The sequence below is a fragment of the Actinomyces oris genome, assembly GCF_001929375.1.
In the GTDB taxonomy this organism is placed as follows: domain Bacteria; phylum Actinomycetota; class Actinomycetes; order Actinomycetales; family Actinomycetaceae; genus Actinomyces; species Actinomyces oris_B.
This window is the reverse complement of sequence record NZ_MSGO01000014.1, coordinates 53,762-80,083: the sequence shown is the minus strand read 5'-3', so window position 1 is coordinate 80,083 and position 26,322 is coordinate 53,762. Positions and strand designations below refer to the sequence as shown.

Here is a 26,322-nt window from a genome sequence, read left to right as displayed (position 1 = left end):
CATCTCGTCAGTCGCCCCGTCAGCCGTCCACTCAGTCATCGATGTCGCGGTCGTCGTCATCGACTTCCTTCACACCGTTCCTGACCGGCTTCTTGTCGTCATCGTCATCGTCCGCCTCGGTGCGGGAGTCGTCGGAGCGGCCGGTGGCGGCCGGGGCGGCGGGCCCGGCCGGGGCAGCGGGGGCGGCGGGAGCCGGTTGACGATTGCCGTGGTCGACGGCGACAGGGGGGTCGGGCTCCACCGCCTGAGGCCCGTGGCCCTGCGTCGAGGAGTTCGATGAGGTCGAGGAGCCCGCTTCGGAGTCGCCGGGCTCGTGCTGGGTGGCGCTGGCACCGCCGGCACTCCGGCTCGGCGTCGCCGTGGTCGAGGACTGGGAGGAGGTGACCCGTGGGGTTGCCGTCAGAACGATTCCCGGTTCCTTCGCGGACTCGGCGGGGTGGGAGAGGACCATGCGGGTGACCGCGAGCAGGAGGCCCGCTGTCACGACGACGACCGTGGTGGCAACGATGCGGCCACGACCGAGACGATGTGGCAGACTCGCCATTCCGGCGTCCCCCTTCTCCCCGGCTCTGACTCGGACCTACCCGACTTTTGTCGACCGTAACATGAATGAGAGGACAAAGCACCGGAACACGGCGCCGGGGAGTCACAGAACTGATCCGCTCGCTTCTCACAATCAGTACAGCTCCGAGACGTCCCAGCATCACTCGCAGGCGCGAGGACTCAGGGACGGATGTGGCCGTCTCCCTCGACGATCCAGGTCGTCGTCGTCAGCTCGCTCAATCCCATGGGGCCGCGGGCGTGGAGCTTCTGGGTGGAGATGCCCAGCTCGGCCCCCAGTCCCAGCTGCCCGCCGTCGGTGAAGCGGGTCGAGGCGTTGACCATGACGGCCGCCGAGTCCATGCCGGCGATGAAGTCGTTGATGACGCTCACGTCCTGGGCGAGGACCGCCTCGGTGTGCCCGGTGGTGTGGGCGCGGATGTGGTCGATGGCCTCCTCCAGGCTCTCGACGACGCGCACGGCCAGGTCCAGCGAGCCGTACTCGGTGTCCCAGTCGGCCTCAGTGGCCTCGGTCAGGAGGTCATCACGTCCACCGGCCGTCGCAGTCTCGGCCAGGAGCCGGTGGGCGGTGGGGTCGGCGTGCAGGACGGTGTCCTTGTCCCACAGGGCGCGGGCGGCCGCCGGCAGGTAGGTGGCGGCGACATCGGCGTGGACCAGGAGCGTCTCGGCGGCGTTGCACACGCCGACGCGCTGGGTCTTGGCGTTGACGATGACGTCCACCGCTGCCCCCAGATCGGCGCTGGCGTCGACGTAGACGTGGCAGTTGCCCGATCCGGTCTCGATGACGGGCACGGTGGACTGCTCGACGACGGTGCGGATGAGTCCGGCCCCGCCCCGCGGCACCAGGGCGTCGACCAGACCGTGGGCGCGCATGAGGGCGCGGGCCCCGTCCCGACCGGCGGCGTCGACGCTGGTGACGAGGCCTGCGGGCAGTCCCCGTGCCTCCAGGGCGCTGCGCAGGGCCGCGACGATGGCGGCGTTGGAGTCCTGGGCGGCGCTGCCCCCACGCAGGATGATGGCGTTGCCGGACTTGACGGCCAGGGCGGCGGTGTCGACGGTGACATTGGGGCGGGCCTCGTAGATCATGCCGACGACGCCCAGTGGCACCCGCACCCGGCGCACTCGCAGCCCGTTGGGCATGACCGAGCCGTCAACGACCTGACCCACGGGATCGGGCAGGGCGGCCACCTCGCGCAGGGAGTCGGCGATGGCTGACAGCCGCCCGCTGTCCAGGGCCAGGCGATCGAGGAGGCCGGCCTTCATTCCTGCTTGGCGTCCGCGCTCCAGGTCGGCGGCATTGGCCGCGAGGATCGCTTCGCCGTACTCGGTGAGGCTGTGGGCCATGGCCTCCAGGGCCGCGTCCTTGACGGCGCGCGGAGCCCTGGCCAGGCCTCGTTGCGCCACGCGGGCTGAGCGGGCGGTTGTCGTGACGAGCTCGTGGGCCTCGACGTCGTTCATGGGGACATGATAGAAGAAGAACGCAATCTAGCAAAAGTGAAGTTGAAGCGATAGACTAGTTGAACCCCCTTAGACAGCAACCATTCGATGGGAGCAAATCTTCCGTGAAGATAACTCACATTTCTGCGAACAACTGGAGAAACTTTAAAACAATAGACTTCGACCTTGAACGCAGACTATTCATTGTCGGCCCCAACGCGGCCGGAAAATCCAACCTACTCGACCTCTTCCGATTTCTAGGTGACGTTGCTGCACCTGGAGGAGGTCTCACCAGCGCAATTTCCAGCCGAGGCGGCCTCAGCAAAGTACGCAGTCTGTTCTCCCGAAACTTCCGAAAAGGAAGGCTCATCATTGATGTAGACCTTGTCGACGGCGACACTTCCTGGAGGTACCGTTTATCCATCAAGGGGGAATCAGGAGGACTCAATCGGCCGATCGTCGATGAAGAACTTGTTGAAAAAAACAGGAATATAATACTCAGGCGCCCCAACTCCGTGGATAATTCAGACAAAGAGCGTCTCACACAGACACATCTTGAGCAGATCGCAGCAAACCAGGATTTCCGCGAGATAGCGGACTACTTCAGCAAGGTCCAGTATTTCCACTTAGTTCCGCAGATCATTCGAGATCCGGGGCGAATCAACGCCACCCCCCAAGACCCGTTCGGGAGAGACTTCATCGCACAGATGAACGCCACCCCCAAACGCACGAGGGACGCATGGATGAGGCGGATGCAAAGAGCTCTACAAGCAGCCGTACCCGAGTTCGAGTCTCTTGAGATCGAGGTGGATCCCTCAGGAACCCCTCACCTCAAAGCCGGATATAGGAACTGGCGTTCCACACCCTCAACACAGTATGAAACAGATTTCTCGGACGGAACTTTACGCCTTATCGGCCTTCTCTGGACCATCATCAAAGCGCCGAGCAATGCCGGAGTTCTCCTTCTAGAGGAACCCGAGTTGTCACTCAACTCGGCTATTGTCAAAGTTCTTCCTTCCATGTTCGCCATGGCACAGCGTTCCAACGACCTTCAGATTGTATTATCCACCCATGCTCCAGAGCTCCTCGACGAAGAGGGAATTAATCCGAAGGAGATACTCGTTCTGCAAGTGACTGACGACGGAACGACCGCGAATCTGCTTTCAAGTATCAGCAGTGCAATAGAAGACATCGAAATCGGTCTCCCTGTTTCAGACGCCATTAATGGCCTCATTGCGCCAGAGGAGTTGCAGGGACTCGTTAACTCTTCAGGTCGCTGAAGGTGTACCAGCATGCTTACACCGTATGTTAAAGTAGCCGTCGAAGGACAATCAGACCAAGGGATGGCCAAAAAGATAATTAAGCACTCTGGATTCTCTCTGGCGCGAATCGTCACCAAGAACGGATCGGGCAACATCGACAAACTAATTCAAAGCCTATCAAGAACCTCACCATCCAACCCTTGGGTAGTTTTTCGTGATTCCGACGCAAAATGCCCAGTGGAACTTCGCAGACATCTAACGAAATCAGATACAGCCAACCCGGCATTTTTGCTACGCATTGTCCATCCAATGACGGAGGGGTGGCTCATGGCTGATCCGCAGTCATTCTCACAGTACTTCAAAATCGCAGCGAAGACCGTTCCCGTCGACACCGAACTTCTGCCACACGCTAAACGTACTTTACTCGCACTATGCAGCAAATCACGCAATCGCGATATCCGCAGTGACCTAGTCCATCCCGACGGAAGCGCCGGACCCTTGTATGTCTCTCAGATCAACAAATTCGCAGAGGACTACTGGGATGTAGCTGCAGCTGCTCAGAACAGTCCGAGTCTCCATCGTGCTCTCGTACGTTTAGAGGAACTGCGTTCATTCCTGTTGACGCAGTAGAAGAACTTTCAGACTCCGGCGATACGGGGCAGCTCGGCCAGATCGTCGCGGTGGATCACTGGGGCCACGTGATCGGGGGCGGCGGCACCCTCGGCCCTGGCCGCCAGGACCTCGCGCAGCTCGGCGGCGGCGTAGCGGCATATCCCCCGTGCCAGGACGCCCTCGGGGCCGACGACGTCGACCACGGAGCCCGATTCGAAGTCCCCGTCGACGCCGGTCAGGCCGGGCAGCAGGAGTGACTTCTTCCCCACGGTCAGGGCCCGGGCCGCCCCGGCATCGACGAGAACACGTCCTTCGGGCTGGGAGGCGTGGGCCATCCACAGTCGGCGGCTGGGGCGGTGGGGCCCGGTGGGCTCGAACCAGGTGCCCAGGTTGCTGGGAACCCGTCCCCGCCCCAGGAGCCCAGTGGCGTCGTCGGCCCGGGCGATGAGGGTGGTGGTGCCTGAGGCGCAGGCGATGGAGGCGGCCTGGAGCTTGGTGGTCATGCCGCCGGTTCCCACGAAGGATCCGCGCCCGGAGACGCTGACCCCCGCCAGGTCCGCGGAGGAGCGCACGTGGCGGATGGGGATGGCGCCGGGGGTCCCGGGGCGCGCGGTCCACAGGCCGTCGACGTCGGTGAGCAGCACGAGGACGTCAGCGGTCACCAGGTGGGCCACGAGGGCGGCGAGCCGGTCGTTGTCGCCGAGGCTGAACTCGCTGGTGGCCACCGCGTCGTTCTCATTGATGATGGGGACGGCTCCCAGTGAGAGCAGGGAGTCGAAGGTGGCGCGCACCGTGCGGTAGTGGCTGCGGATGGCGACGTCGTGGGCGGTGAGGAGGACCTGGGCGGTCACCAGTCCGTAGGCGCTCATCGCAGTCTCCCAGCGGGCGGCGAGCCGTCCCTGTCCCACGGAGGCGGCCGCCTGCAGGAGACTGAGCTCGTCGGGGCGCCGGCTCATCCCCAGGGGCACCAGTCCTGAGGCGACGGCCCCGGAGGAGACCAGGACGACGTCGTGGCCACGGCGTCGCATGCCGGCGATGAGGCCGGCGAGGATGTCGATGCGGTTGAGGTCGAGCCCGCCGTCGGCGCGCGTCAGGGACGAGGAGCCGACCTTGACCACCACGCGGGCCCCCTCGGGCAGCCGTTCCGGGCGCTCCTGCCCGCCGTCGGCGCCGGTTCCTGATGGTGTCACGGGATCCCTCCGGTCAGTCCTCGTCGTCCCCGTGCCAGGAGGCGGCATCGGTCCACAGGCCCTCGGCGGCCTCGTCGCGCAGCTGCTGGCGCGCGGCCTCCTTGGCATCCATCATCTCGTGGTACTGGCTGCGCCGCTCCACGTTGGTCCGACGCCGACTGGTCTCCAGGCGCAGGTCGGTGCCTCGGGCGCCCAGCAGCTCGGGGCCGGTGGTCATCGAGGGCTCCCAGGTGAAGAGCACTCCCCCGTCGACCTCGCCGATGAGGACGGTGTCGCCGGCGTGGGCGCCGGCCTTGACGAGCTCGTCCTCGACCCCGGCCGCGGCCAGGCGGTCGGCGAGATAGCCGACGGCCTCGTCATTGGAGAAATCGGTCTGACGCACCCAGCGCTCGGGTCGCTGCCCCCGGACCTGATAGACCTGCCCCTCACTGGGATGGGCCAGCAGACGCACCTGGGCGACACTCTCCTTCTCCCGGCGTCCGACCGCTGCGGGCCGGATAATGGGGCGCGGCTCACCGGAGCCGTCGGTCCCACCGGACTCGCCGTCGCGCTGGGGAGCCGCCGGAGCCGCCTTGCGGGCCCGCTCGATTTCCTCGGCCAGGGCGAAGGACAGGGGGTGCAGCCCCGTGTGAGCGACCGCGGAGACGATGTGGACCGGCACTCCCCGGGCCTCGATGTCGGCGCGCACGAACTCGGCGAGCTCGGCGGCGTCGGGCACGTCGACCTTGTTGAGCACCACGATGCGGGGGCGCTCCATGAGCGGGACCCGTCCGGTGAGGGAGGGATCGTCCTCCTGCTCGCCGAGGCGCTCGGAGTAGGCGGCGAGCTCGGCCTCGATGGTGTCCAGGTCGGACAGGGGGTCGCGCCCCGGCTCGAGGGTGGCGCAGTCCAGGACGTGGACGATGACGGCGCAGCGCTCGATGTGCCGCAGGAAGTCCAGCCCCAGCCCCTTGCCCTGGGAGGCTCCGGGGATGAGGCCGGGGACGTCGGCGATGGTGTAGCGGACATCGCCGGCCTCAACGACCCCGAGGTTGGGCACGAGGGTCGTGAAGGGGTAGTCGGCGATCTTGGGGCGGGCGGCGCTCATGGCGGCGATGAGGGAGGACTTGCCGGCGCTGGGGTAACCCACCAGGGCGACGTCGGCAATGGTCTTGAGCTCTAAGGTGATGTCCTGGACCTGACCGGGCTCTCCCAGGAGGTGGAAGCCGGGGGCCTTGCGCTTGGCGGAGGCCAGGGAGAAGTTGCCGCGCCCGCCGGTGCCGCCCTGGGCGACGACGACGCTGGTGCTCTCCCCCACGAGGTCGGCGATGACCTGGCCGCTCGAGTCCTTGACGACGGTGCCCTCAGGAACGGGCAGGACAAGGTTCTTGCCGTCGGTACCGCGGCGCCAGTCCCCCATGCCGGGGGTGCCGTTGCCGGCCCGCTGGTGCGGGGAGCGGTGGTAGCTCAGCAGGGTCGTCACCCGGGGGTCGGCGGTCAGGACGACGTCGCCGCCATGACCGCCGTCGCCGCCGTCGGGTCCGGCCAGGGGCTTGAACTTCTCACGGTGCACGGAGGTGCAGCCGTTGCCGCCGTCGCCGCCGGCCACGTGGAGGACCACTCGGTCAATGAAGCTGGGCATGGGGTCTCCTGTGAGTCCGGGATAGCGCGAGAGGGCGGACGGCAGCTGCCGTCCGCCCTCTCGCGACGTGTAGATGTGCTCGGGGCTCAGGCCTCGGGGAGCACGACGTTGACGACCCGGCGACCGCGGAAGGTGCCGAACTCGACGTTACCGGCAGCGGTGGCGAACAGGGTGTCGTCGTTGCCGCGGCCGACGTTGCGGCCCGGGTGGAAGTGGGTGCCGCGCTGGCGGACGATGATCTCACCGGCCTTGACGAGCTGGCCGCCGAAGCGCTTGACGCCGAGGCGCTGCGCGTTGGAGTCGCGGCCGTTACGGGAGGAACCAAGACCCTTCTTGTGTGCCATGGTTGAAGGCTTCTTTCTTCTCGAGCGTGTGCGTTCAGGATGCCCGCGTACTGGCTGACGCCGGGGCGGTCACTTGATGGCGGTGACCTTGACGGCCGTCAGCTGAGCGCGGTGGCCCTGGCGCTTGCGGAAGCCGGTCTTGTTCTTGAACTTGAGGATGTTGATCTTGGGGCCCTTCTCGTCGCCGATGATCTCGGCGGTGACGGAGGACTTGGCCAGATCGGCGGCAGAGGTGGTCACCTTGTCGCCATCCACCAGCATGACGGGGGCGAGGGTGACCTCGTCGCCGATCTCACCAGCAAGCTTGTCGACAACCACGACGTCGCCGACGGAGACCTTCTCCTGACGGCCGCCGGCCTTGACGATCGCGTAGACCACTTGAATGCTCATCTCTGTAGATTCTTCGGAAGGCTCTCACTCGCTGCAAGACCGGGATCGGCCTCACCGGGAGGGCCCTGTCTGGGCAATGGCGCAAGACGCACCGGCAGATAACTCTAGGCGATCATGTCGCCGGCACCAACCTCCGACCCGACCCACCCCCTGTGTTCTTGGGCACGGAGACCTCGTCAGGCCGAGGCCTCCGGGGTGTCTGAAGAAATCTCCGGCGAGGGCGCAGTGCTCTTCGCCGTGGCCCGCCGCCGTGTTCTCCTTGCAGGTTTCTCCTCCGCCGGCTCCGACGACTCCTCGCCGGGCTGCGGCTCAGCAGGGTCCTCAGACGTCGTGGCGGCCTTCTTCTCAGTCTTCTTGCCGGTCTTCCTCCCTGACTTCTTATCCGCCTTGTCGCCCTTCTTCTCACCGGCCTTCTTCGCCGACTTCTTGTCAGCCGCCTTCCTCGACCGGGTCTTGACCGGCTTGTCCTCAACCGGGGAGTCCGAAGCGTCCTGGCCGCTGGCAGGCTCCGCGGCCCCCAGCACGTCATGGGCGCTGTCGCTCACGCCCACGGCCGAGGCCTCAACGGCCCCCTGATCCTCATGAGGGTCCTGCCCCTCCTGGTGGTTGTCCTTGTGGGCCTGCTCGGCGGCGGCCGCGATCTGGGCCAGGGCGCCGCGCACTGCCGCTCGGGCCTCGTCGTCGGCTCCGGACTCCGGCGATCCGGCGACGTCGCGCCCTGCGTCTCCCTTGCCGTGACCGGAGCCCTTGGCCCCCTTGGAGCCCTTGGTCTCCTGGGAGTCCTTCTTGGCCTCCTTCTTACCGCCGCCGGCGGCCTGCTCCTCACGGTTCTTGCGTCCGCGCGAGCGCCCGCCACCGCGTGAGGCGGAGGCCGACATGTCGACCTGCTGGTTCTCGACGGGCTCGTCGTGGACGATGAAGCCCCGGCCCTTGCAGTGCTCGCAGGTGGTGGAGAAGGCCTCGACCAGGCCCTGCCCCACCCGCTTGCGGGTCATCTGGACCAGACCGAGCGAGGTGACCTCGGTGACCTGATGGCGCGTACGGTCGCGTCCCAGGCACTCCACGAGCCGGCGCAGCACGAGGTCCCGGTTGGACTCCAGGACCATATCGACGAAGTCGATGACCACCATTCCGCCGATGTCGCGCAGGCGCAGCTGGCGGACGATCTCCTCGGCCGCTTCCAGGTTGTTGCGGGTGACGGTCTCCTCCAGCGTGCCTCCCGCACCGGTGAAGCGCCCGGTGTTGACGTCGATGACGGTCATCGCCTCAGTGCGGTCGATGACCAGGGTGCCGCCGCTGGGAAGCCAGACCTTGCGGTCGAAGCCCTTGGCGAGCTGCTCGTCGACGCGATGGGCGGTGAAGACGTCCTCGGGTCCGACCCAGTGCTCGAGACGCTCGGACAGATCCGGGCTGACCTCGTCGATGTACTGGGAGATCGTGGACCAGCTGTTGTCACCGGAGACGACGAGCTTGCGGAAGTCCTCGTTGAAGACATCGCGGATGACTCTCACGGCGAGCTCGGGCTCCCCCTTGAGCAGGACGGGGGCCCTGCCACCGCCCTTCATGACGGAGGACGCCTTCTTGTCGATGGCCTCCCACTGGGCCACGAGGCGTTCGACGTCGGCGGCCAGCTGCTCCTGAGTGGCCCCCTCAGCGGCGGTGCGCACAATCACCCCGGCCGAGTCGGGCACGATCCGCTTGAGGATCTTCTTCAGGCGGCTGCGCTCGGTGTCCGGCAGCTTGCGCGAGATCCCCGTCATGGTGCCTCCGGGGACCATGACCAGGTATCGGCCCGCCAGGGTGATCTGGCTGGTGAGACGAGCGCCCTTGTGGCCGATGGGATCCTTGGTGACCTGGACCAGGACGGTGTCGCCGCTGGAGAGGGCGTCCTCGATGCGGCGGGGCCTGCCCTCCAGGCCGGCGGCGTCCCAGTTGACCTCACCGGCGTAGAGCACGGCGTTACGTCCCTTGCCCAGGTCCACGAAGGCGGCCTCCATGGAGGGTAGGACGTTCTGAACCCGACCGACGTAGACGTTGCCGACCATGGAGGTCTGGGTGTGTCGGGAGACGTAGTGCTCCACGAGGAGCCCGTCCTCCAGGACGGCGATCTGGTTGAGGCCGTCGGACTCGCGCACGATCATCTGCCGGTCCACGGACTCGCGACGGGCCAGGAACTCGGCCTCGGTGACGATGGGACGACGACGCCCGGCCGCCCTGCCCTCGCGGCGGCGCTGACGCTTGGCCTCCAGGCGGGTGGACCCTTTGAGGGCGGTCACCTCGTCACGCAGGTCGCCGCTGTCAGAGCGGGTGCGGGAACGACGCCGCCGACGACGCGACCCGGACACGGTGCTCGCGGCGGCCTCAGCGGCTCCGTCAGCGGAGGTCTCGCGCGAGGGCGCAGCATCGGCTCCGTCATCCTCCACGGCCGGCGACTCATCATCGGCGTCGTTGTGCACCGAGTCCTCGCCCCGCGAGCGCGAGCGCCGACCGCGCCCGCCACGGCGGCGCTTGCGGCGGGTCCCGCCCTCGCGGGCGTCCTCCGCCGCCCCGTCCCGGGCCTCATCGGTTCCGTCGGCGCTGTCAGGGCCGTCGGCCTCTGGGACCTCGGCGTCGGGCTCGTCGGGGGCGGAGTCCTCCCGGGGCTCCTGCGGGGTTCCGGTATCGGCGGCGGCCCGTCGCCGACGACGGCCGCGGGTGCTGCTGCGGTCGGCTCGGGAGGACTCGGCCCCAGTGGCCTCATCGCGGTCCTTGGAACCGGTCGGCGCAGCGTTGTCCTCCTCATCCGCCCAGTCCTTGGCGCCCTGGTGGCGCGAGGCGCTCGGCGCCTCCTGGGGGGCGGCGGCCGCCGCGGTGACTCGGCGGCGCCGGCGGGCCCGACTGGGGTCGGGGGCCTGGAACAGGAGCGAGGCGGCGGGTAGACGGGGGGCCTGGAGGTCCTCCTCATCCGAGCCCGTCCCGGTGAGCGCGTCGTCCCCCTGGGGTGTGTCGGGCTCCTCGCCGTCGGTCCCCTCGGTGTCGGCCTGCTCCTCAATGTCCTCCTGAGCGGCATCGGCGCTCGGTCCGCCCTCGGTCGCGTGCGCCCCGTCGGGCTCGCCGGCCTCGGCGGCGACGTGGGGCTCGGCGGCAGGAGCCTCCTCGGGGGCGGCGGAGGCCGCGACGACCTTCCGGCGGCGACGAGACGGGGCCGACTCAACGGCCGGGGCCTGAGGGACCTGCTGAACGCCGGGCTCCTCGGGTCCGGAGGTGGTGGCGCCCGCGGCACCCGCCGGGGTGGGCTGCTCGGCAGCGGGAGCCTGGGCGGGAGCGGCCGTGGCCGCGGTGACCCTGCGGCGACGGCGCGGAGCCGGGGCGCTCACGGCGTCACCGTCAGCGCGCTCCTGCTCGTACGATTCTGTTGATTCTGATGTGGTGCGACGTGCCATGGGGCTTGCACTCTCCGGGGCCGACGCCGTCGTCGTACCCTCGACGCGCCAGCGCGGTTGTGCTCCCAGCGGGAGCAGCGAGAAAGTCTTGAGCGCGCCCGCGAGGGCGCACGCCTTACCTGGCGTCCACACAGACCGGGCTCGCAGCGGCGCAGCTCAGGCGGCGCAAGGTCCTCGGACAGGGTCGGCCGGAAGGCGCGGCTCCAGGTACCGGTACGAGGCACCCGAAGCCGGCTCGAAGTATCCCACACATGCAGCGATAAGCACCTACGCGACTCGTCGCGACCACAGGTGGCCCGCATCTCGCCCCACCTGCATCTCACCCTACAGTCAGACCACTTTCAGAATTCAGTCAGTTTTCAGTTGATCCTCGCCATTTTCTTACGGGCCTTCGGTCCTACTTGCAAGATCGTCAAACCTTCAGCAACAGCAGTCGGATCCCACTCCGAGAACCCTCAAGAATAATAGTCTTAACAAGGAAAATTGAGAGTCAACGCAGGCATCGACATCGCTTTGAAACCCCCTGCTTCATGACATCACGTCGTAGATGGACTATAATTCCCTTATTGACCTGTAGGACGTTCTACAGGATCTCTTATCGATCTCATCGTCATCTCCGAAAGGTGGCACGGATGGCCATCTCTCCTATGGCGCTGGACTCTCTGGATCTGGCGCGCTGGCAGTTCGGTATCACCACCGTCTACCACTTCATCCTGGTTCCGCTGACCATCGGGCTGTCCCCGCTGGTGGCTCTCATGGAGACGCTGTGGCGCAGGACCGGCAACAAGCAGTGGCTGGTGGCCACCAAGTTCTTCGGCAAGATCCTGCTGATCAACTTCGCACTGGGCGTGGCCACCGGCATCGTCCAGGAGTTCCAGTTCGGCATGAACTGGTCGGAGTACTCCAGGTTCGTCGGCAACATCTTCGGCGCCCCGCTCGCCTTCGAGGCCCTGCTGGCCTTCTTCATGGAGTCCGTCTTCCTGGGCCTGTGGATCTTCGGATGGGACCGGTTGTCCCCCAGGCTGCACAACCTGTGCATGTGGGCAGTGGCCGCCGGCACGAACTTCTCAGCCTTCTTCATCCTCACCGCCAACTCCTGGATGCAGCACCCGGTGGGCGCCGTCGTCAACCCCAAGACGGGGCGCGCCGAGCTCGACGGCGTGAGCGGATTCCTCAAGCTCTTGTCCGACGACCTGGTGTGGGCCACCGTGCTGCACGTCGTCTCCTCGTCGCTGTTGGTCGCCGGCGCCGTCATCATGGGCGTCTCCGTGTGGTGGATGGTCAAGGCCGCCCAGGCGAAGCAGGACTTCGAGGCGCGTGAGCTGTGGCGGCGGGTCACCCGTTTCGGGGCCATCACCATGGTGGTCGCGGGTCTGGTCACCGCCGGTAGCGGCCACATGCAGGGGCAGCTGGTCGCCGAGTACCAGCCGGCCAAGATGGCCGCGGCCGAGGGCCTGTGCCACACCGAGGCCGGGGCGCCCTTCACCGTGGCCGCCTTCGGGGACTGCGAGAACGAGAACGGCATGGTCCGGTTCATCTCGGTTCCCGGTGTCTACTCCTTCATGGCCACCAATGACTTCAACGCCAAGGTCACCGGGCTCAAGGAGGCCGGCGACACCTACGCGAAGCGGTACGGCGCCACTGATGCGCGCGGCAACGCCGTCGACTACAGCCCCAACGTCACGGTCAACTTCTGGTCCTTCCGACTCATGATCGGACTGGGCATGGTCTCGATGGGCCTGGGGGCCCTGGCCCTGTGGCTGACCCGCTCCAACAGGCTCATCTCCCGCCCGATTCTGGGCAAGACGGCGCTGGCCGCCATGTGGCTGCCCTTCATCGCCAGCTCCTTCGGCTGGCTCTTCCGTGAGATGGGCCGTCAGCCCTGGGTCATCGCCCCCAACCTGTCCGACCCGGTCTCCCAGGTCTACATGCTCACGGCCGACGGCGTCTCCTCCGTGGTCTCCTCGGGCACGGTGCTGGCCTCCATGGTCGTCTTCACCCTGCTGTACGCCGCGCTCGGAGTGGTCTGGTTCATGCTGCTGCGCCGGTACATCCGCGAAGGGGTGCGCACCCCGGCGCCGGACAAGACCGGGAAGTCCGAGCAGACGGACCAGGGCAGCAAGGGCACGGACCGCAGCGATGACGACTCCGAGGCCGCCCCGGCCCTGTCCTTCGCCTACTGAGAGCAGAGGAAGGTAGAAAACCCATGACACTGAGCATCCTCTGGTTCATCCTCATCGCCGTCCTGTGGATCGGCTACCTCGCCCTGGAGGGATTCGACTTCGGCGTCGGCATGATCCTGAAGATCCTGGGCCGCGACGAGCGCGAGCGGCGCGCGATCCTGTCCACCATCGGCCCCCACTGGGACGGTAACGAGGTGTGGCTGCTGACCGCCGGCGGGGCGACCTTCGCCGCCTTCCCCGAGTGGTACTCCACCTTGTTCTCCGGGGCCTACATCGTCCTGTTCATCATTCTGCTGTGCCTCATCGTGCGCGTGTGCGCCATCGAGTGGCGTCCTAAGGTCAACTCCCAGACCTGGCACGACCGCTGGGACTGGGCGCACACGGTCAGCGCCTGGCTGCCCTCCGTCCTGTGGGGCGTGGTCTTCGCGAACCTGGTTCAGGGCATGCATATCGAGGTGGTCCAGATCTCCAACGGCGCCGTCGTCCCGACCGCCCAGGTGCCGGCCGACTCCCTGGTGGCCGGCGCCGCCCACCAGATCACCGGGGGCCTGCTCACCATGGTGACTCCCTTCACCCTGCTGGGCGGCGCCGTCACCTGCCTGCTCTTCCTCAACCACGGTGCGCTCTTCGTGGCTCTCAAGACCACCGGTGACCTGTCGCAGCGCGCGCTGCGGATGTCACGCCGGCTCGCCCCCGCGGCCACCACGGTCACCGCCGCCTGGGCCCTGTGGGCGCAGCTGGCCTACTCGGGCAGCGCCCTGTCCTGGATTCCGTTGGTCATCGCCGCTGCCGGTCTCATCGGCTCCCTGCTCATGGGACGCACGAAGAGCGAGGGCCGGGCATTCGCCCTGAACTTCGTGGGGATCGCCTTCGCCGTCGTCTTCATCTTCGCCGCGATGTCCCCCAACGTCATGCGCTCCTCGGTGGACCCGGCCTACTCGCTGACGATCCAGCAGGCCGCGAGCGCCGACACGACCCTGCTCATCATGACCGTCGTCGCGGCCGTGTTCGTCCCCGGGGTCCTGGCCTACACGATCTGGAGCTACAAGGTCTTCGCCTCGCGCATCAGCGTCGAGAGCATCAACCCCGACCAGGGCGGGCTGCACCCCACGCTGGTGCGTGACTCGGCCCAGCCCGAGGCGCACTTCGGGTACTGACCATCAGCGCGACGCATCGGCCGGGGTTTCCGGGCCCTTGGACCTACTCCCCTATCCTTGAGCAGGTGAAGCCCCTCGATCCCCGGCTGATGCGTTACGCCCGCTCCGCCCGCCGATACATCGCCGCCACCGCTGTCACTGGAATGGTGACCGCCGCTCTGGTGGTGGTTCAGGCCTTCCTCATCTCGAGTGCGGTCTCCTCGGTCATCTCCGAGGGGGCCGCACCGTCCGCCGTCAGGGCGCTGGTGGTGGCGCTGGGCGGGGTCCTGGCGGCCAGGGCCCTGGTGGTGCTGCTCCAGGAGGTTCACGCCCACCGGTCCGCCACGGAGACGATCGTCGAGCTGCGTCGGCTGGTTCTGGAGCACGCAGCCCGGCTGGGCCCCCGGTGGCAGGCGCTTCACGGGACGCAGACCGCCACCTTGCTGACTCGCGCGCTGGACGACCTCGAGCCCTACTTCACCCGCTACCTCCCCCAGCTGGTGCTGGCCTCCACGGTCACACCGGCCACGGTGCTGGTGCTCCTCACCCAGGACTGGTCGGCCGCGGTGGCCGTGGTGTGCACCCTGCCCCTCATCCCGATCTTCATGATCCTCATCGGCAGGATGACCCAGTCCGTCTCCCAGGAGCGCCTGAAGACCATGCAGGTCCTGGGCGATCAGGTGCTCGATCTCATCTCGGGGCTGCCCACGCTCAAGGCCCTCGGGCGCGAGCAGGGACCGGCCGAGCAGGTGCGCTCCCTGGGCCGCTCCTACCGGCGCACCACCATGTCGACCTTGCGGATCGCCTTCCTGTCGGGGGCGGTCCTGGAATTCATCACGACGCTGTCGGTGGCGATCATCGCCGTCCAGATCGGGTTCCGCCTCGTGGCCGGACGCATGGATCTGTTCACCGGCCTGCTCGTCCTCATGGTGGCCCCTGAGGTCTATCAGCCGCTGCGGCAGGTGGGTTTCCAGTTCCACGCCTCGGCCAACGGGGTGGCGGCGGCGAACGCGGTCTTCGAGGTTCTTCAGACCCCGGTGCCCGAGCACGGCGACCTGCCGGCCCCCGACCTGCGCTCCTCGACGATCGAGCTCGATGCGGTGTCAGTCGCCTCCCGGGGCGCGTGGGCCCCCGCCGGGCTCAGTGCCACGATCCCTCCCGGCAGCCTGGTGACGCTGACCGGCCCGTCGGGTGCGGGCAAGACCACGACGACCCAGGTCCTCCTCGGCCTGCTGGCCCCGGACCGGGGGCGGGTGAGGGTCGCGCCCGACGGCGGTGATCCCGGCGGCGCCGTCGACCTCGCCCAGATCGATCCGGCCACCTGGTGGGAGCAGATCGCCTGGGTGCCCCAGCGCCCCACCATCACCCCGGGCACGGTGCTGGACAATGTCCTGGATCATGCCGAGTCGGGCGACTCCTCGGCAGGGGGCGTACCCGATGTGCTGGCCGAGGCGGCTCGGGCCACCGGTTTCGATGAGGTCGTGGACGGCCTGCCGCAGGGGTGGTGGACCCCGGTGGGCAGCCAAGGAGTGGGATTGTCCGTGGGACAGCGCCAGCGTCTGGCCCTGACCAGGGCCCTGTGCTCGAGGGCGCCCCTGGTGGTCATGGATGAGCCGACCGCGCACCTGGACGCCGCCAGCGAGGCCCACGTCCTGGCCGGGGTCCGTGCGCTGCACGCCTCGGGGCGCACGGTGGTGGTCATCGCCCATCGTCCTGCGCTCATGGCCCTGGCCGAGCAGACCGTTGCCGTGACGAGCGAACCGGTACCGCCGGCGCCGCAGGAGGAGGCCCTGTGAGCACTGCAAGCACATCGAGTCCTGAGAGCCCTGTGAACGCTGCGAGCCAGATGACATCCGTCCTCTCCCCGGCGCTGTCCGCCGCTGAGCGACGCTGCCTGCGCCGGGCAGTGGGCCTGCTGAACCTGGACCGATCACGCTTCGCCCTGGCCGTCATCGCCGGAACGGCGGCCATGGCCTCGGCCGTGGCCCTGTCCGGGGTGGCCGCCTGGCTCATCGCGCGAGCCTCCCAGATGCCCGACGTCGTCGCGCTGGGGGTGGCGCCGGTGGCGGTGCGGCTCTTCGGTATCTCGCGCTCCGTGCTGCGCTACTGCGAGCGGCTCGTCTCCCATGACACGGCCTTGAGGGGCATGGGCGCTCTGCGCACCCGCCTCTATGCGTCCCTGGCGGCGGCCCGCACGGACACGATTGCGGGGCTGCGCCGCGGCGACGTCCTGGCGCGAGTGGGCAGCGACATCGACGCGGTCGGGGACCTCGTCGTGCGCGCCTATCTGCCTGCGGCGGTCGCAGCCGTCCTGGGCGCGGCCACCTGTCTTGGCATCGGCGTGGTCTACTGGCCGGCGGGCCTCGTCCTGCTGGCCTGCCTGCTGCTGTCGGGGCTGGTGGCCCCGCTGGCCACCATCCGCTCCGCGAGAATCGCCGAGCAGGCCCGCCAGAGGCAGGCCACCGAGCTGTCCGCGCAGGTCCTGGCGGTCCTGGAAGGGGCTCCTGAGCTGTCCGTCTCCGGGCGTCTGGCCGGTTCGATGCGTCAGCTCGCCTCCCGGGAGGAGAGCCTGAGCCGCCTGCGGGACCGGGCCGCGGTACCGGCCGCGATCGCGGCGGCCGTGGACGTGGCCGCCATGGGCATCGCGGTCCTGGGCAACCTGGTGGTCGGGGTGAGCGCCGTCTCCGCCGGGCAGCTGGCCCCGGTCTGGCTGGCTGTCATCGTCCTGGTTCCGCTGGCGGCCTTCGAGGCCACCTCCGCGCTCGGCCCGGCCAGCGTGCAGCTGGTGAGGTCGGCCGGTGCCGCCTGCCGCATCGTGGAGCTCATCGATGCGGCTGAGGCCAGTGCCGACGCCGGCGGCGCGACGTTCGGCACGCCTCGGGAGCTGCCCGAGCCCTCCGCCCAGGGCCCGTGCCTCAAGGCGAGGGGCCTGGCGGTGGGCTGGCCGGGCGGCCCGGTGGTGGCCGAGGGCATCGACCTGGATCTGCAGGTCGGTCGCCGAGTGGCGATCGTGGGGCCGTCGGGAATCGGCAAGTCGACACTGCTGGCCACGCTGGCCGGACTGCTGGAGCCGCGTGGCGGCACGCTGACGCTCGACGGCGTCCCCCCGTGGCAGGCCGCCCGTCCTGAGGTGGCGGCCAGGGTGTGCCTGACCGCGGAGGACGCGCACGTCTTCCACACCAGTGTCCTGGAGAACCTGCGCGTGGCGCGGGGGGACGTCACCCCCGCCGAGGCCGGCGAGCTGCTGAGGAGGGCCGGCCTGGGCAACTGGCTCGAGGCCCTTCCCGAGGGAGCCGAGACCATCATCGGAACGGATGCCACGACGCTGTCGGGTGGGGAGCGGCGTCGGCTCCTGCTGGCCCGGGCCCTGGCGGCTCCGGCACCCCTGATGCTGCTGGACGAGCCCGGTGAGCATCTCGATGCCGCCACCGCGGACCGGCTCGTGACCGACCTCCTGACAGTGGGTGACCAGGGGCGCGGGACTCTCCTGATCACCCATCGCCTCAGCGCCCTGGAGCACGCCGACGAGGTCCTCGTCATGGGGCACCGGCCGCAGGCCGCCGGGGAGCAGGCCCCGGCGACTATCCTGCACCGAGGCAGCCACCGTGAGCTCCAGGACGTCTCCGAGACCTACCGGTGGTCGCTCTCCCAGGAGGATCAGGACAGGCCGCAGGACCACGTATCCGCTACGAGCTGGACGAGCTGAGTACGATGACGACACACGACCCGCAGGACGCAACCGGCGCTTTCCCCGACGGCCTTGGCTTTCCCGGTGTGCCCCAGGACGCCTCGGAGGAGCTCGACGGCCCCGCAGCGCGACGGGAGGAGGCCATGGCGCCTGCTTCGGAGGAGGCCACCGCGGCAGGGCGCCTGGCCTACGCCGTCCACGCCGACCAGCTGGTCTCCACCCGTGACCGCCGGGCGTCGGCCCTTCAGCCGAGCCTGGATGAGGCGACCGTCGCCCTCATCCAGGCGGCCCTCAGGCTCACCAGCTCCCTGCGGGTACCCGACGCGCTGCGCCGTCTGGTGGAGTCGGCCTGCTCCATCACGGGTGCCTCCTGGGGCACCATCGCGGTACTCAACCACGCGGATATGGACGTTGACCAGGCCGGTGACCTCTCGTCCGATCCCTCCGCAGCGGGCTCAGGCACCGGGCTGTGCAGCGGGGTGCCCACGGCGACCCTCGATGAGCTCGCCCAGATGGCCGGCGCCCCCGATACCGCCGGCGCTTCGCACGCCTCCGCTGAGTCCATGCTCAGCGGGCTCGAGGGCACCGGGATGGTCATCGACAACGACCTGGGCAGGGCCTCGGCCTTCACCGGTGCCATCGAGGGTGAGGAGACCGGCAGCCTGCTCTCGGCCCCGCTGCGCCTTCACGGCCAGGTCTACGGGCACCTTTACCTGTGTGACAAGCCCGGGGGCTTCACCCGCTCGGACGCCGACGCCGTGCTGACCCTGGCCCAGGCCGCAGCCGTCGCCGTGGAGAACGCCCGTCTGTACCGCGAGGCCCGCGACCGTGAGCAGTGGATGGTCGTCTCCCAGGAGCTGACGACACTGCTGCTCTCGGGCGCCGAGGAGGATGACGCACTGACGCTCATCGCTCACCGCGTCCGCCACGTGGCTCACGCCGACACGGCCGCCCTCATCCTGCCCAGCATCGGCAAGCGCTGGATCTGCGAGATCGCCGACGGCGAGCACGCCCAGGAGCTCATCGGCACCTTCTTCCCGTCCGAGGGTCGAGCCCTGACCACCCTGGCCCATCAGACCGGCCTGGTCGTGAGCTCCCTGGAGGACGCCTGGAGCGACGGCGACCTCCTGGTCCCCCAGCTGGCCCAGTTCGGACCGGCCCTCTACGCCCCCATGATCCACCGGGGGCGGGGCGTGGGGGTCATGCTGCTGCTGCGCTCCCCGGGCGCGGCGCCGTTCACCGCCCAGGACCTGGAGATCGCCGAGCTCGTGGCGGGGCAGGCCACGATGGCCTTCGAGCTGGCCGACGCCCAGCACGCCGAGGAGATGGCCACGCTGCTCGATGAGCGGGCCCGGATCGGCCGGGACCTGCACGACCTGGCCATCCAGCAGCTCTTCGCCACCGGCATGCAGATCTCCGCGGCCCGGGAACGGCTGGCCTCCAGCACTCAGGCAGACCTGGAGACGGTGTGCTCCGTCCTGAGCACCGCGCTGGAGGCGGTGGACGACTCCGTGGGCCAGATCCGCTCCATCGTGCGCTCCCTGCGCGATCGGGATGAGGAGGTCGGCGTGATCGAGCGGCTGCGGCGCGAGGCCTCCCTGGCCCGAAACGCCCTGGGCTACGCCCCTTCGCTGCTGCTGAGCGTCGACGGCCGGGGCCTGGCCCAGGTGGACCGCGACGAGGAGGACCGGCTCATCGCCTCGGTCGGCGCCGCCGTGGCACCGGATATCGCCGACGACATGGTCGCCGTCGTGCGTGAGGGACTGAGCAACGTGGCCCGTCACGCCCACGCCTCCTCGGTGACGGTGGACGTCAAGATCGAGGGGGTGCAGCCGGGCTCGGAGCAGTGCTGCGGCCCGGGCGACGACGAGGGCCACGCCTCGGGCGACGCCGAGCCCTTCCGGGGCAGCCCGGTGGTGGAGATCGTCTGCCGTGACGACGGCATCGGGGTGAACCCCTCGGTGACGCGCCGTTCGGGGACGGCCAACATGGCCGAGCGGGCCCGGCGCCACGGCGGCAGCTTCGTCATCGGTCCGCGGGCCCGCTCCGACGGCGAGCGGCGCGGCACCTGCTTCACCTGGCGAGTGCCCTTGGACGGGGGCGGCCGGGAGCGCTGAGTCCGCTGGCGCCCCTCGGCGGCGGGCTCAGCGCCGTCGGGAGGCTCCCTCAGCCGTTGCGCCAGCCCGAGGCGCGCTGGCCGGCGACCCAGGCGGCGACCTGGGTGCGCCGCTGCAGCCCCATCTTGGCCAGCAGGGAGGTGATGTGGTTCTTGACCGTCTTCTCGGCGACTCCGAGCCTCTCACCGATCTCCCGGTTGGACAGGCCGTCGCCGATGAGGTCGAGGACCTTGCGCTCGGCGTTGGTCAGGTCAGCGGTGGGGTCGTCGTGGTCCGCCCGGCGGCGCGTCACGGTGCGCTCGTCGAGCAGGACGCGCCCGGAGGCGACGGCCCGCACGACGTCGCTGATCTCGGCGCCGTGGACCGTCTTGAGCAGGTAGGCCCGGGCGCCTGCCGCCAGGGCCTCGGCCAGGGCCTCGTCGTCGTCGAAGGAGGTCAGCACGATCGGCAGGGCCTGGGGCACGGAGTCCCTCAGTTCCTGCATGAGCTCGATGCCGGTGCCGTCGGGCAGCTGGAGGTCCACGAGGATGACATCGGGGCGGACCAGCTCGGCCCGGCGCACCGCCTCGGCCCGAGAGCCCGCCTCGGCGACGACGTCGAGCCCATCGGCGCGGTCAATGATCTCGGCGATGCCGCGACGGACGATCTCGTGGTCGTCCACGATCATGACGCGGACGATCTCCGAGGAGGGGGTGTGTGCCATACTCATGACATTACCAGGGGCTGGAAACCTACGTCACACCTCTGGCTCCGTCGTGGCGCGGCTGTCGTGGAGACTGCCCGACACCGACGGCCGCCTACCGGCGTCGGCGCGGACGGGGCTGGCAGTGGGGACAGTAGGTGTGGGAACGCCCTCCCAGAGTCTCGCGCGCCATGGTGGCCCCGCAGCGGCGACACCCCAGCCCCTGACGCCCGTAGGCTCCGAGCTCGCGGGCGAAGAACCCGGCAGCGCCCTCGACATCGACGTAGAGGGCGTCGAAGCTCGTGCCACCGACCTCCAGGGCCCGGCGCATGACCGCAGCGGTGGCTTCAAGGATCCGGGCCACGGCCTTCGGACCGAGACCGGTTCCCGGACGCAGGCCGTGCACCCCGGCCTCCCACAGGCCCTCATCAGCGTAGATGTTGCCGATACCCGAGACGAGCCCCTGATCGAGCAGCTGGGTCTTGATGGCGCGTCTCGAGGCGCGCACCCGGGCGACGACGCCGGTGGGGCCGGTCAGATCCAGGGCCGGATCGAGCAGGTCGCGGGCGATATGGGTGGCGTCGGCGGGAAGCAGCGGCCGCGGATCGCCCATCCCGCCGGGAGCACCGTCGGAGGTGGGGGTCAGGTCGACGACGTGCAGGCCGCCGAGCATGCGCTGGTCGACCAGGTCGAGCACCGCCCCGCCGGCGCTGTCGTCACCGTCGAGGCCGGTGCTGAGGTGGAGGCGCACTCGCAGGTGGCGGGCGGAGGTGGAGATGTCCCGCACGTAGCGGGGCGGCTCGGTGGCGCTCAGGTCCACCGGGCGCCCGCCGGGCCGAACGTGCGGGTCGGCCAGGAAGGCCGCGGCACCGGCCGGCTGCGGGTCGGCGCCGGGAGCGGTCGCGGCGGTGGTGCCGCGCACGAGCAGCTGGCCGCTCATGCCCAGGTGGGCGGCCAGGGCGCGTCCGTCGTCCAGGGGCAGCCACAGGAACTTCCCGCGGCGGACAGCCGCGGTGAGGGCGCGCCCGGTGAGCTGGTCGACGAAGGACTGCGCTCCCCCGTCCTGGCGGCGCAGAGGACGCGGGTCGAGGACCTCGACCCGGGTGACAGTGCGTCCGGCCACGTGCCGGGCGAGCCCGGCGCGCACCACCTCGACCTCGGGCAGCTCGGGCATCAGCTCTTCCGGGGGGTCTGCCGGGTGAGCAGGTCGGCGCGCAGGGCCTCGTTGACACCGGGCAGGTCGAGGCCGCCGTCGCCCCTGGCGGCCAGGATGGCGGCATAGGCCGCCTCGGCGGCGTCGTGCTCGGCGATCTTCTTCGAGCTTCCGGTGCCCTGCCCCAGAACCTGGCCGTCGACGATGGCGCTGGCGGTGAAGACCCGCTGATGGTCGGGGCCGGTTCCGGCCACCTCGTAGGCGGGGTTGCCGAGCTGGTGGACGGCGGTGAGCTCCTGGAGGCTCGTCTTCCAGTCCAGGCCCGCGCCGCGGGTGCGGGCCGAGTCCAGGAAGCGGGAGACGAGCCGGGTGACGACCGTGCGGGTCTCCTCCAGACCGTGGGTGAGGTAGGTGGCGCCGATGAGGGCCTCGACCGTGTCGGACAGGATGGAGTCCTTGTTCCTCCCGCCCGAGAGCGCCTCGCCCTTGCCGAGCTTGATGAACTCCCCCAGCCCCAGGTCGCGGGCGACGGCGGCCAGGGCCGGCTCGGAGACGGTGGCGGCACGCATCTTGGCGAGCTGGCCCTCGGGGACCTCCGGGTGGGTGCGGTAGAGGTACTCGGTGACGATGATGCCCAGGACGGAGTCGCCCAGGAACTCCAGACGCTCGTTGGTGGGCAGGCCGCCGTTCTCGTGGGCGTAGGAGCGGTGGGTCAGGGCCAAGTCGAGCAGCTGGGCATCGATGCTCGGCCCCCAGCGGTAGACGAGGGCCTCGGTGTCGGTGCGCGCGGGCGGGGCGCTGCGGCGCTTGGCCATCAGGACTGTTCCTCCCCGTTCGTGGGCGCGTCCTGCTCGCCCTCCTGACCGGTCCTGGTCTCCAGCAGGCCGGCCAGGGCAGACCAGCGCGGGTCGATGACCTCATGGTGGTGGTCGGCGGGCAGGTCCTCGAGCCGTTTGCCGCAGTCGGGGCACAGCCCGGGGCAGTCGGGGCGGCACAGGGGCTGGAAGGGCAGGGTGGGGACCAGGGCGTCGCGCAGCGCCGGTTCGAGGTCCAGGGTGGTCTCCCCCACCGCCAGGAGGTCCTCGGCCTCCTCATCGCCTTCGGCCCGCTGGGTCTCGATGACCTCGGGGAAGAGGTAGAGCTCGTCGATCCTCACGCTGCGGGCCTCATCGAGGTCGCGCAGGCAGCGCACGCACTCGCCGTGGACGTGCAGGTCGGCGTCGGCGTGCGCCAGGACGCCGTCGTCCATGGAGGTCAGAGTGACGTCGAGGACGAGGTCGCTGCCCTCGGGCACGCCGATGACCTCGGTGCCCAGGTCGGCGGGGGCGGGGGTACGGATCTGCAGGTTCTTGACCGAGCCGGTGGCACGGGGCAGGTCGACGATATCGACGACGAGTCCTGACATGGGTTCCTCCACAGCGGGTTGACCGCGCCGTATCCAGCGATGACCGGGGGCATCACGCGGCATGATGTCCGCGTGATGCCCAGGTGAGGCACACGGTGCTGGGCGGCTGGTGGGCGAGGTGAATGGACGAGGTGTCTGGCGCGAGCGTACCCGGTGGGGCTGCGGCGCCACTGGTTCAGTGGGCGGAGGGGTCCACGGACCAGGCCGAGCGGCGGCGGACGGGCTCCTGGATCTCCACCGGCTGGCCCGCGCCGTCCCCCAGGCGTCCGGCCAGGACCTCACGGCCGGCGCGGATCTGCTCGGCGACCTTGGCGACCTCGGCCTCCAGGGAGGCCAGGGCCCGGTCGGAGTACTCATCGGCCCCGTGACGCAGGGACGCTGCCTTGTCCTCCGCCGCGGCCACGATGCTGTCGGCCCGGTCATTGGCCATGCGCACGATGTTCTCCCCGGCCACGAGGCGCTCGGACTCCTCCTGGGCGTACTGGACGAGCCGTTCGGACTCGGCCCGCCCCTCAGCCAGGACGGCGTCGGCATCGGCGACGATCTTCTCGGCGCGACGAACGGCGGTCGGGACCGCGTCTCGAGCCCGATCGATGAGATGCAGGGCGTTCTCCCGGTTGACGATCACCGAGGCGCTCATCGGCATGGATCGGGCGTTGCTGATGAGGCCGTCGAGCTCATCAAGGATGCGCAGCAGGTCGTCTCCCGCATCGCGGCTGGTCGTCACGGTAGGTCCTCTCGAGTGTGGTCGGCGCCGACGAAGCGGCTTGGCGGGGTCCCGGGCGGGACGAGTCCTGGGGCGACGCCGTCGTGGGCCGCCGGCCCGGGGGCCTGGGTCAGCCGGGCCTCCAGGGCGTGGGCCACTGCGGGCGGGACGAGGGCGGAGACGTCCCGGCCGTAGCCGGCGACGTCCTTGACGAGGGAGGAGGAGACGTGCGCGTAGGCGGCGGACGCGGGCAGGAAGACCGTCTCGGGTGCGCCCAGGTCGCGGTTGAGCAGGGCCATGGGCAGCTCGGCGTCCAGGTCGCTGCCGTTGCGCAGGCCCTTGATGATGGCGCTCGCGCCGCGCCGGCTGCAGTAGTCGGCCAGGAGCCCGGGGACGATGTCCACCTCGACGCCGGGCAGGTGGGAGGTGGCATCCCGGGTCAGGCGGAGGCGTTGGTGGGCGTCGAGCAGGTGGCGCCCGGCCTTGGCGGCGTTGTGGGCGATCCCGATGACGACGACGTCGAAGAGCGTGGTCGCGCGGGCGACGATGTCGACATGCCCCAGGGTGAGGGGATCGAAGCTTCCGGGGTAGACGGCCAGGCTCATACGGTCACGCTACTGGCTGTGCCCGCCGCCGTGCGGGACGCGCGCCGCACCGCCCGCGGCAGCGCGCCCGCGTGCACAGGGCATCGCGGGGTCCCTGTGGCGGCGCTGTTATATTTCCCTTGTGTCCGCACGCGTGACCCTCAGTGACGTGGCCGAGGCGGTCGGAGTCTCGTCTCAGACCGTCTCCCGCGTGCTCAACAACCACCCGTCGGTCCGTCCCGAGACACGTCAGAAGGTTCTGGCGGCCGTCCAGGCGCTGGGTTACGAGCCGAACCTCGCCGCCCGCTCACTGGCATTGGGCTCCTCCGGGGCCTCGGGGATCCTGCTGACCGCCGGGCTGTCGCACGGGATGGCCTCCACCTTCTCCGCGATCGCCAGGGCGGTGCGCGAGCGGGGGGCCACCTTCGTCCTGGCCACCGCCGAGGGCAGCGACTCGGAATCCGTGCGACAGGCACTGGCTCATCTGCACGGCCACCGCGTGGCGACCATCGTGGTCCTGACCCAGCGAGCCGACGTCCTGACCATCCTCTCGTCCCAGCGCCACCGCGGCCCGGTCGTGGCCATCATCTCGGGTCAGCACGAGTTCTCCGAGCTGGCCACCGTCTCCATCGACCAGGCCCTGGGAGCCAGGCTGGCAACGGAGCATCTTCTGGCCCAGGGGCGCAGCCGCCTGCTGCATGTCACCGGGGACCTGTCCTGGCAGGACGCCTCGGAGCGGCTGGCCTCCTACCAGTCGGTGTGCGCGCAGGCCGGAGTTCCCGGCCGCTGGGTGGGCACGGACGCCTGGACGGGAGAGGCCGGGGCCAGAGTGGCTCGGCGCCTGCTCGACAGCGGCCTGCCCGACGCCGTCTTCGCCGCCAACGATGACATCGCCCTGGGCCTGTGCCACGAGCTGCTCGCCGCCGGCGTGAGGATCCCCGACGACGTCGCCGTCGTCGGCTTCGATGACATCCCCCTGGCGCGTTGGGCGACCCCGTCCCTGTCCAGCGTCACGCAGGACTTCGACGCCCTGGGAAGGGCCGCGCTGAGCCTGTCCGACGAGATCGTCGAGGGCGCCCCCGCCCGCAGCATCCGCCTGGAGCCGACGCTCGTCGTCAGGGCGTCGACGACCAGGGCCCAGCAGCTGCGGCCAGGGTGAGCAGCGCGGTCAGGAGCACCGGGTAGGTCATGGCGTAGGCCGCGGGGGACGCGGCCTACGGGCCGGGTAGGGTCTGCCCCATGACGAGGATCGTGGCCGGAACCGTGGGCGGACGCAGGATCGAGGTGCCCCGCTCCGGGACGCGCCCCACCTCCGAGCGCGTCCGCGAGGCTCTTTTCGCCCGCCTGGACCACTACGGGGTGCTCGACGGCGCTCGGGTGCTGGACCTGTGCGCGGGCTCCGGGGCCCTGGGCCTGGAGGCTGCGAGCCGAGGAGCCGGCGAGGTCACGCTCGTGGACTCCTCGCGCGGTGCGTCGCAGACCTGCCGTCGCAACATCCGGGCGCTGGGCCTTGGCGGGGTATCGGCGGTGACCGCGAAGGCGGCCTCCTTCCTGGCAGGTGCGGCGGGCGCCCCGGCGGACCTGGTGCTGCTCGACCCTCCCTATGAGCTGAGCGAGGAGGAGCTCACCGAGATCCTCACCCCCCTGGCCCGCAGTGAGGACCCTTGGCTGGCGCCGCGCGCCGTCGTCGTCGTCGAGCGCTCGACGCGCTCACCGGAACCCGTCTGGCCGGCGGGGCTGGGGCGCTTCGCGGACAAGCGGTACGGCGAGACCACGATCTGGTTCGCCGAACCGGCCTGAGCCGGGGCCGCTCCCCGGCTCAGGCCCCG

General features: G+C 69.5%; 22 protein-coding genes. 9 read left to right on the top strand and 13 right to left on the bottom strand.

Going from position 1 to position 26,322, the window contains the following annotated elements; genetic code table 11:
* Nucleotides 1-31: 31 nt before the first annotated feature.
* Both BKH32_RS04340 and BKH32_RS04335 read right to left on the bottom strand, forming a co-directional pair.
* Nucleotides 32-544, bottom strand: a complete 513-nt coding sequence (locus BKH32_RS04340) for a ubiquitin carboxyl-hydrolase (protein ID WP_075248792.1) — start codon at nt 542-544, stop codon at nt 32-34.
* 179 nt (nt 545-723) lie between these two features.
* The gene (locus BKH32_RS04335) at nt 724-2,019 is read right to left on the bottom strand and encodes a glutamate-5-semialdehyde dehydrogenase (protein WP_075248791.1); all 1,296 of its coding nucleotides are present in this window, start codon (nt 2,017-2,019) and stop codon (nt 724-726) included.
* Between the two features lie 104 nt (nt 2,020-2,123).
* Here BKH32_RS04335 and BKH32_RS04330 point away from each other — a divergent pair, with 104 nt between their 5' ends.
* A complete protein-coding gene (locus BKH32_RS04330; protein ID WP_075248790.1) occupies nt 2,124-3,278 on the top strand; it encodes an AAA family ATPase in 1,155 nt (384 codons plus the stop codon).
* Between the two features lie 12 nt (nt 3,279-3,290).
* Nucleotides 3,291-3,890, top strand: coding sequence for a hypothetical protein (locus BKH32_RS04325; RefSeq protein ID WP_081376688.1), 600 nt, complete (start codon nt 3,291-3,293; stop codon nt 3,888-3,890).
* 8 nt (nt 3,891-3,898) lie between these two features.
* Here BKH32_RS04325 and proB read toward each other — a convergent pair whose 3' ends face one another.
* From proB to BKH32_RS04300, 5 genes are all read right to left on the bottom strand, one after another.
* Nucleotides 3,899-4,993, bottom strand: coding sequence for a glutamate 5-kinase (gene proB, locus BKH32_RS04320; protein WP_075248788.1), 1,095 nt, complete (start codon nt 4,991-4,993; stop codon nt 3,899-3,901).
* 82 nt (nt 4,994-5,075) lie between these two features.
* Nucleotides 5,076-6,683, bottom strand: coding sequence for a GTPase ObgE (obgE, locus tag BKH32_RS04315; protein ID WP_075248787.1), 1,608 nt, complete (start codon nt 6,681-6,683; stop codon nt 5,076-5,078).
* Nucleotides 6,684-6,769: 86 nt separating this feature from the next.
* Entirely contained in the window at nt 6,770-7,027 is a 258-nt protein-coding gene (gene rpmA, locus BKH32_RS04310) for a 50S ribosomal protein L27 (RefSeq protein WP_009746875.1), read from the bottom strand.
* 69 nt (nt 7,028-7,096) lie between these two features.
* The gene (gene rplU, locus BKH32_RS04305) at nt 7,097-7,417 is read right to left on the bottom strand and encodes a 50S ribosomal protein L21 (RefSeq protein WP_004565174.1); all 321 of its coding nucleotides are present in this window, start codon (nt 7,415-7,417) and stop codon (nt 7,097-7,099) included.
* A 176-nt stretch (nt 7,418-7,593) separates the two neighbouring features.
* On the bottom strand, nt 7,594-10,839 hold the full coding sequence (locus BKH32_RS04300; RefSeq protein WP_075248786.1) for an Rne/Rng family ribonuclease: 3,246 nt from the start codon (nt 10,837-10,839) through the stop codon (nt 7,594-7,596).
* Nucleotides 10,840-11,471: 632 nt separating this feature from the next.
* Between BKH32_RS04300 and BKH32_RS04295 the strand changes: the two genes are divergently transcribed.
* The 5 genes from BKH32_RS04295 (at nt 11,472) to BKH32_RS04275 (ending at nt 19,963) form a co-directional block, all read left to right on the top strand.
* On the top strand, nt 11,472-13,022 hold the full coding sequence (locus BKH32_RS04295; RefSeq protein WP_075248785.1) for a cytochrome ubiquinol oxidase subunit I: 1,551 nt from the start codon (nt 11,472-11,474) through the stop codon (nt 13,020-13,022).
* A gap of 23 nt (nt 13,023-13,045) precedes the next feature.
* Complete coding sequence (gene cydB / locus BKH32_RS04290; protein ID WP_075248784.1) at nt 13,046-14,179, top strand: cytochrome d ubiquinol oxidase subunit II; 1,134 nt, start codon at nt 13,046-13,048, stop codon at nt 14,177-14,179.
* 65 nt (nt 14,180-14,244) lie between these two features.
* A complete protein-coding gene (cydD, locus tag BKH32_RS04285) occupies nt 14,245-15,954 on the top strand; it encodes a thiol reductant ABC exporter subunit CydD (protein ID WP_178384553.1) in 1,710 nt (569 codons plus the stop codon).
* Between the two features lie 50 nt (nt 15,955-16,004).
* Nucleotides 16,005-17,864 carry a thiol reductant ABC exporter subunit CydC gene (gene cydC, locus BKH32_RS04280; RefSeq protein WP_178384552.1) on the top strand — a complete coding sequence of 620 codons (1,860 nt, stop codon included), beginning with the start codon at nt 16,005-16,007 and terminating at the stop codon, nt 17,862-17,864.
* A gap of 5 nt (nt 17,865-17,869) precedes the next feature.
* Nucleotides 17,870-19,963: a GAF domain-containing sensor histidine kinase gene (locus BKH32_RS04275; protein WP_075248782.1), complete on the top strand. Its 2,094-nt coding sequence runs from the start codon at nt 17,870-17,872 to the stop codon at nt 19,961-19,963.
* A 49-nt stretch (nt 19,964-20,012) separates the two neighbouring features.
* Here BKH32_RS04275 and BKH32_RS04270 read toward each other — a convergent pair whose 3' ends face one another.
* The 6 genes from BKH32_RS04270 to coaD form a co-directional block, all read right to left on the bottom strand.
* Entirely contained in the window at nt 20,013-20,672 is a 660-nt protein-coding gene (locus BKH32_RS04270; RefSeq protein WP_075248781.1) for a response regulator, read from the bottom strand.
* A gap of 88 nt (nt 20,673-20,760) precedes the next feature.
* Nucleotides 20,761-21,819, bottom strand: coding sequence for a bifunctional DNA-formamidopyrimidine glycosylase/DNA-(apurinic or apyrimidinic site) lyase (gene mutM, locus BKH32_RS04265; RefSeq protein ID WP_075248780.1), 1,059 nt, complete (start codon nt 21,817-21,819; stop codon nt 20,761-20,763).
* Entirely contained in the window at nt 21,819-22,613 is a 795-nt protein-coding gene (rnc, locus tag BKH32_RS04260; protein ID WP_075248779.1) for a ribonuclease III, read from the bottom strand. Before rnc ends, mutM begins: the two co-directional genes overlap by 1 nt.
* Complete coding sequence (locus BKH32_RS04255) at nt 22,613-23,203, bottom strand: YceD family protein (protein WP_075248778.1); 591 nt, start codon at nt 23,201-23,203, stop codon at nt 22,613-22,615. The genes rnc and BKH32_RS04255 overlap by 1 nt, the downstream gene beginning before the upstream one ends.
* 175 nt (nt 23,204-23,378) lie before the next feature.
* On the bottom strand, nt 23,379-23,930 hold the full coding sequence (locus tag BKH32_RS04250) for an ATPase (protein WP_075248777.1): 552 nt from the start codon (nt 23,928-23,930) through the stop codon (nt 23,379-23,381).
* A complete protein-coding gene (coaD, locus tag BKH32_RS04245) occupies nt 23,927-24,514 on the bottom strand; it encodes a pantetheine-phosphate adenylyltransferase (protein ID WP_075248776.1) in 588 nt (195 codons plus the stop codon). Before coaD ends, BKH32_RS04250 begins: the two co-directional genes overlap by 4 nt.
* A 121-nt stretch (nt 24,515-24,635) precedes the next feature.
* Between coaD and BKH32_RS04240 the strand changes: the two genes are divergently transcribed.
* Nucleotides 24,636-25,652, top strand: a complete 1,017-nt coding sequence (locus BKH32_RS04240) for a LacI family DNA-binding transcriptional regulator (protein WP_075248775.1) — start codon at nt 24,636-24,638, stop codon at nt 25,650-25,652.
* 80 nt (nt 25,653-25,732) lie between these two features.
* On the top strand, nt 25,733-26,293 hold the full coding sequence (gene rsmD / locus BKH32_RS04235; protein ID WP_075248774.1) for a 16S rRNA (guanine(966)-N(2))-methyltransferase RsmD: 561 nt from the start codon (nt 25,733-25,735) through the stop codon (nt 26,291-26,293).
* Nucleotides 26,294-26,322 lie beyond the last annotated feature (29 nt).

Coding starts and splice junctions, on each gene's coding strand:
- BKH32_RS04340 (WP_075248792.1), bottom strand. CDS start 544: ATGGCGAGTCTGCCACATCGTCTCGGTCGTGGCCGCATCGTTGCCACC.
- BKH32_RS04335 (WP_075248791.1), bottom strand. CDS start 2,019: ATGAACGACGTCGAGGCCCACGAGCTCGTCACGACAACCGCCCGCTCA.
- BKH32_RS04325 (WP_081376688.1), top strand. CDS start 3,291: ATGCTTACACCGTATGTTAAAGTAGCCGTCGAAGGACAATCAGACCAA.
- obgE (WP_075248787.1), bottom strand. CDS start 6,683: ATGCCCAGCTTCATTGACCGAGTGGTCCTCCACGTGGCCGGCGGCGAC.
- rpmA (WP_009746875.1), bottom strand. CDS start 7,027: ATGGCACACAAGAAGGGTCTTGGTTCCTCCCGTAACGGCCGCGACTCC.
- rplU (WP_004565174.1), bottom strand. CDS start 7,417: ATGAGCATTCAAGTGGTCTACGCGATCGTCAAGGCCGGCGGCCGTCAG.
- BKH32_RS04300 (WP_075248786.1), bottom strand. CDS start 10,839: ATGGCACGTCGCACCACATCAGAATCAACAGAATCGTACGAGCAGGAG.
- BKH32_RS04295 (WP_075248785.1), top strand. CDS start 11,472: ATGGCCATCTCTCCTATGGCGCTGGACTCTCTGGATCTGGCGCGCTGG.
- cydB (WP_075248784.1), top strand. CDS start 13,046: ATGACACTGAGCATCCTCTGGTTCATCCTCATCGCCGTCCTGTGGATC.
- cydC (WP_178384552.1), top strand. CDS start 16,005: ATGACATCCGTCCTCTCCCCGGCGCTGTCCGCCGCTGAGCGACGCTGC.
- BKH32_RS04275 (WP_075248782.1), top strand. CDS start 17,870: ATGACGACACACGACCCGCAGGACGCAACCGGCGCTTTCCCCGACGGC.
- BKH32_RS04270 (WP_075248781.1), bottom strand. CDS start 20,672: ATGAGTATGGCACACACCCCCTCCTCGGAGATCGTCCGCGTCATGATC.
- mutM (WP_075248780.1), bottom strand. CDS start 21,819: ATGCCCGAGCTGCCCGAGGTCGAGGTGGTGCGCGCCGGGCTCGCCCGG.
- rnc (WP_075248779.1), bottom strand. CDS start 22,613: ATGGCCAAGCGCCGCAGCGCCCCGCCCGCGCGCACCGACACCGAGGCC.
- BKH32_RS04255 (WP_075248778.1), bottom strand. CDS start 23,203: ATGTCAGGACTCGTCGTCGATATCGTCGACCTGCCCCGTGCCACCGGC.
- coaD (WP_075248776.1), bottom strand. CDS start 24,514: ATGAGCCTGGCCGTCTACCCCGGAAGCTTCGATCCCCTCACCCTGGGG.
- rsmD (WP_075248774.1), top strand. CDS start 25,733: ATGACGAGGATCGTGGCCGGAACCGTGGGCGGACGCAGGATCGAGGTG.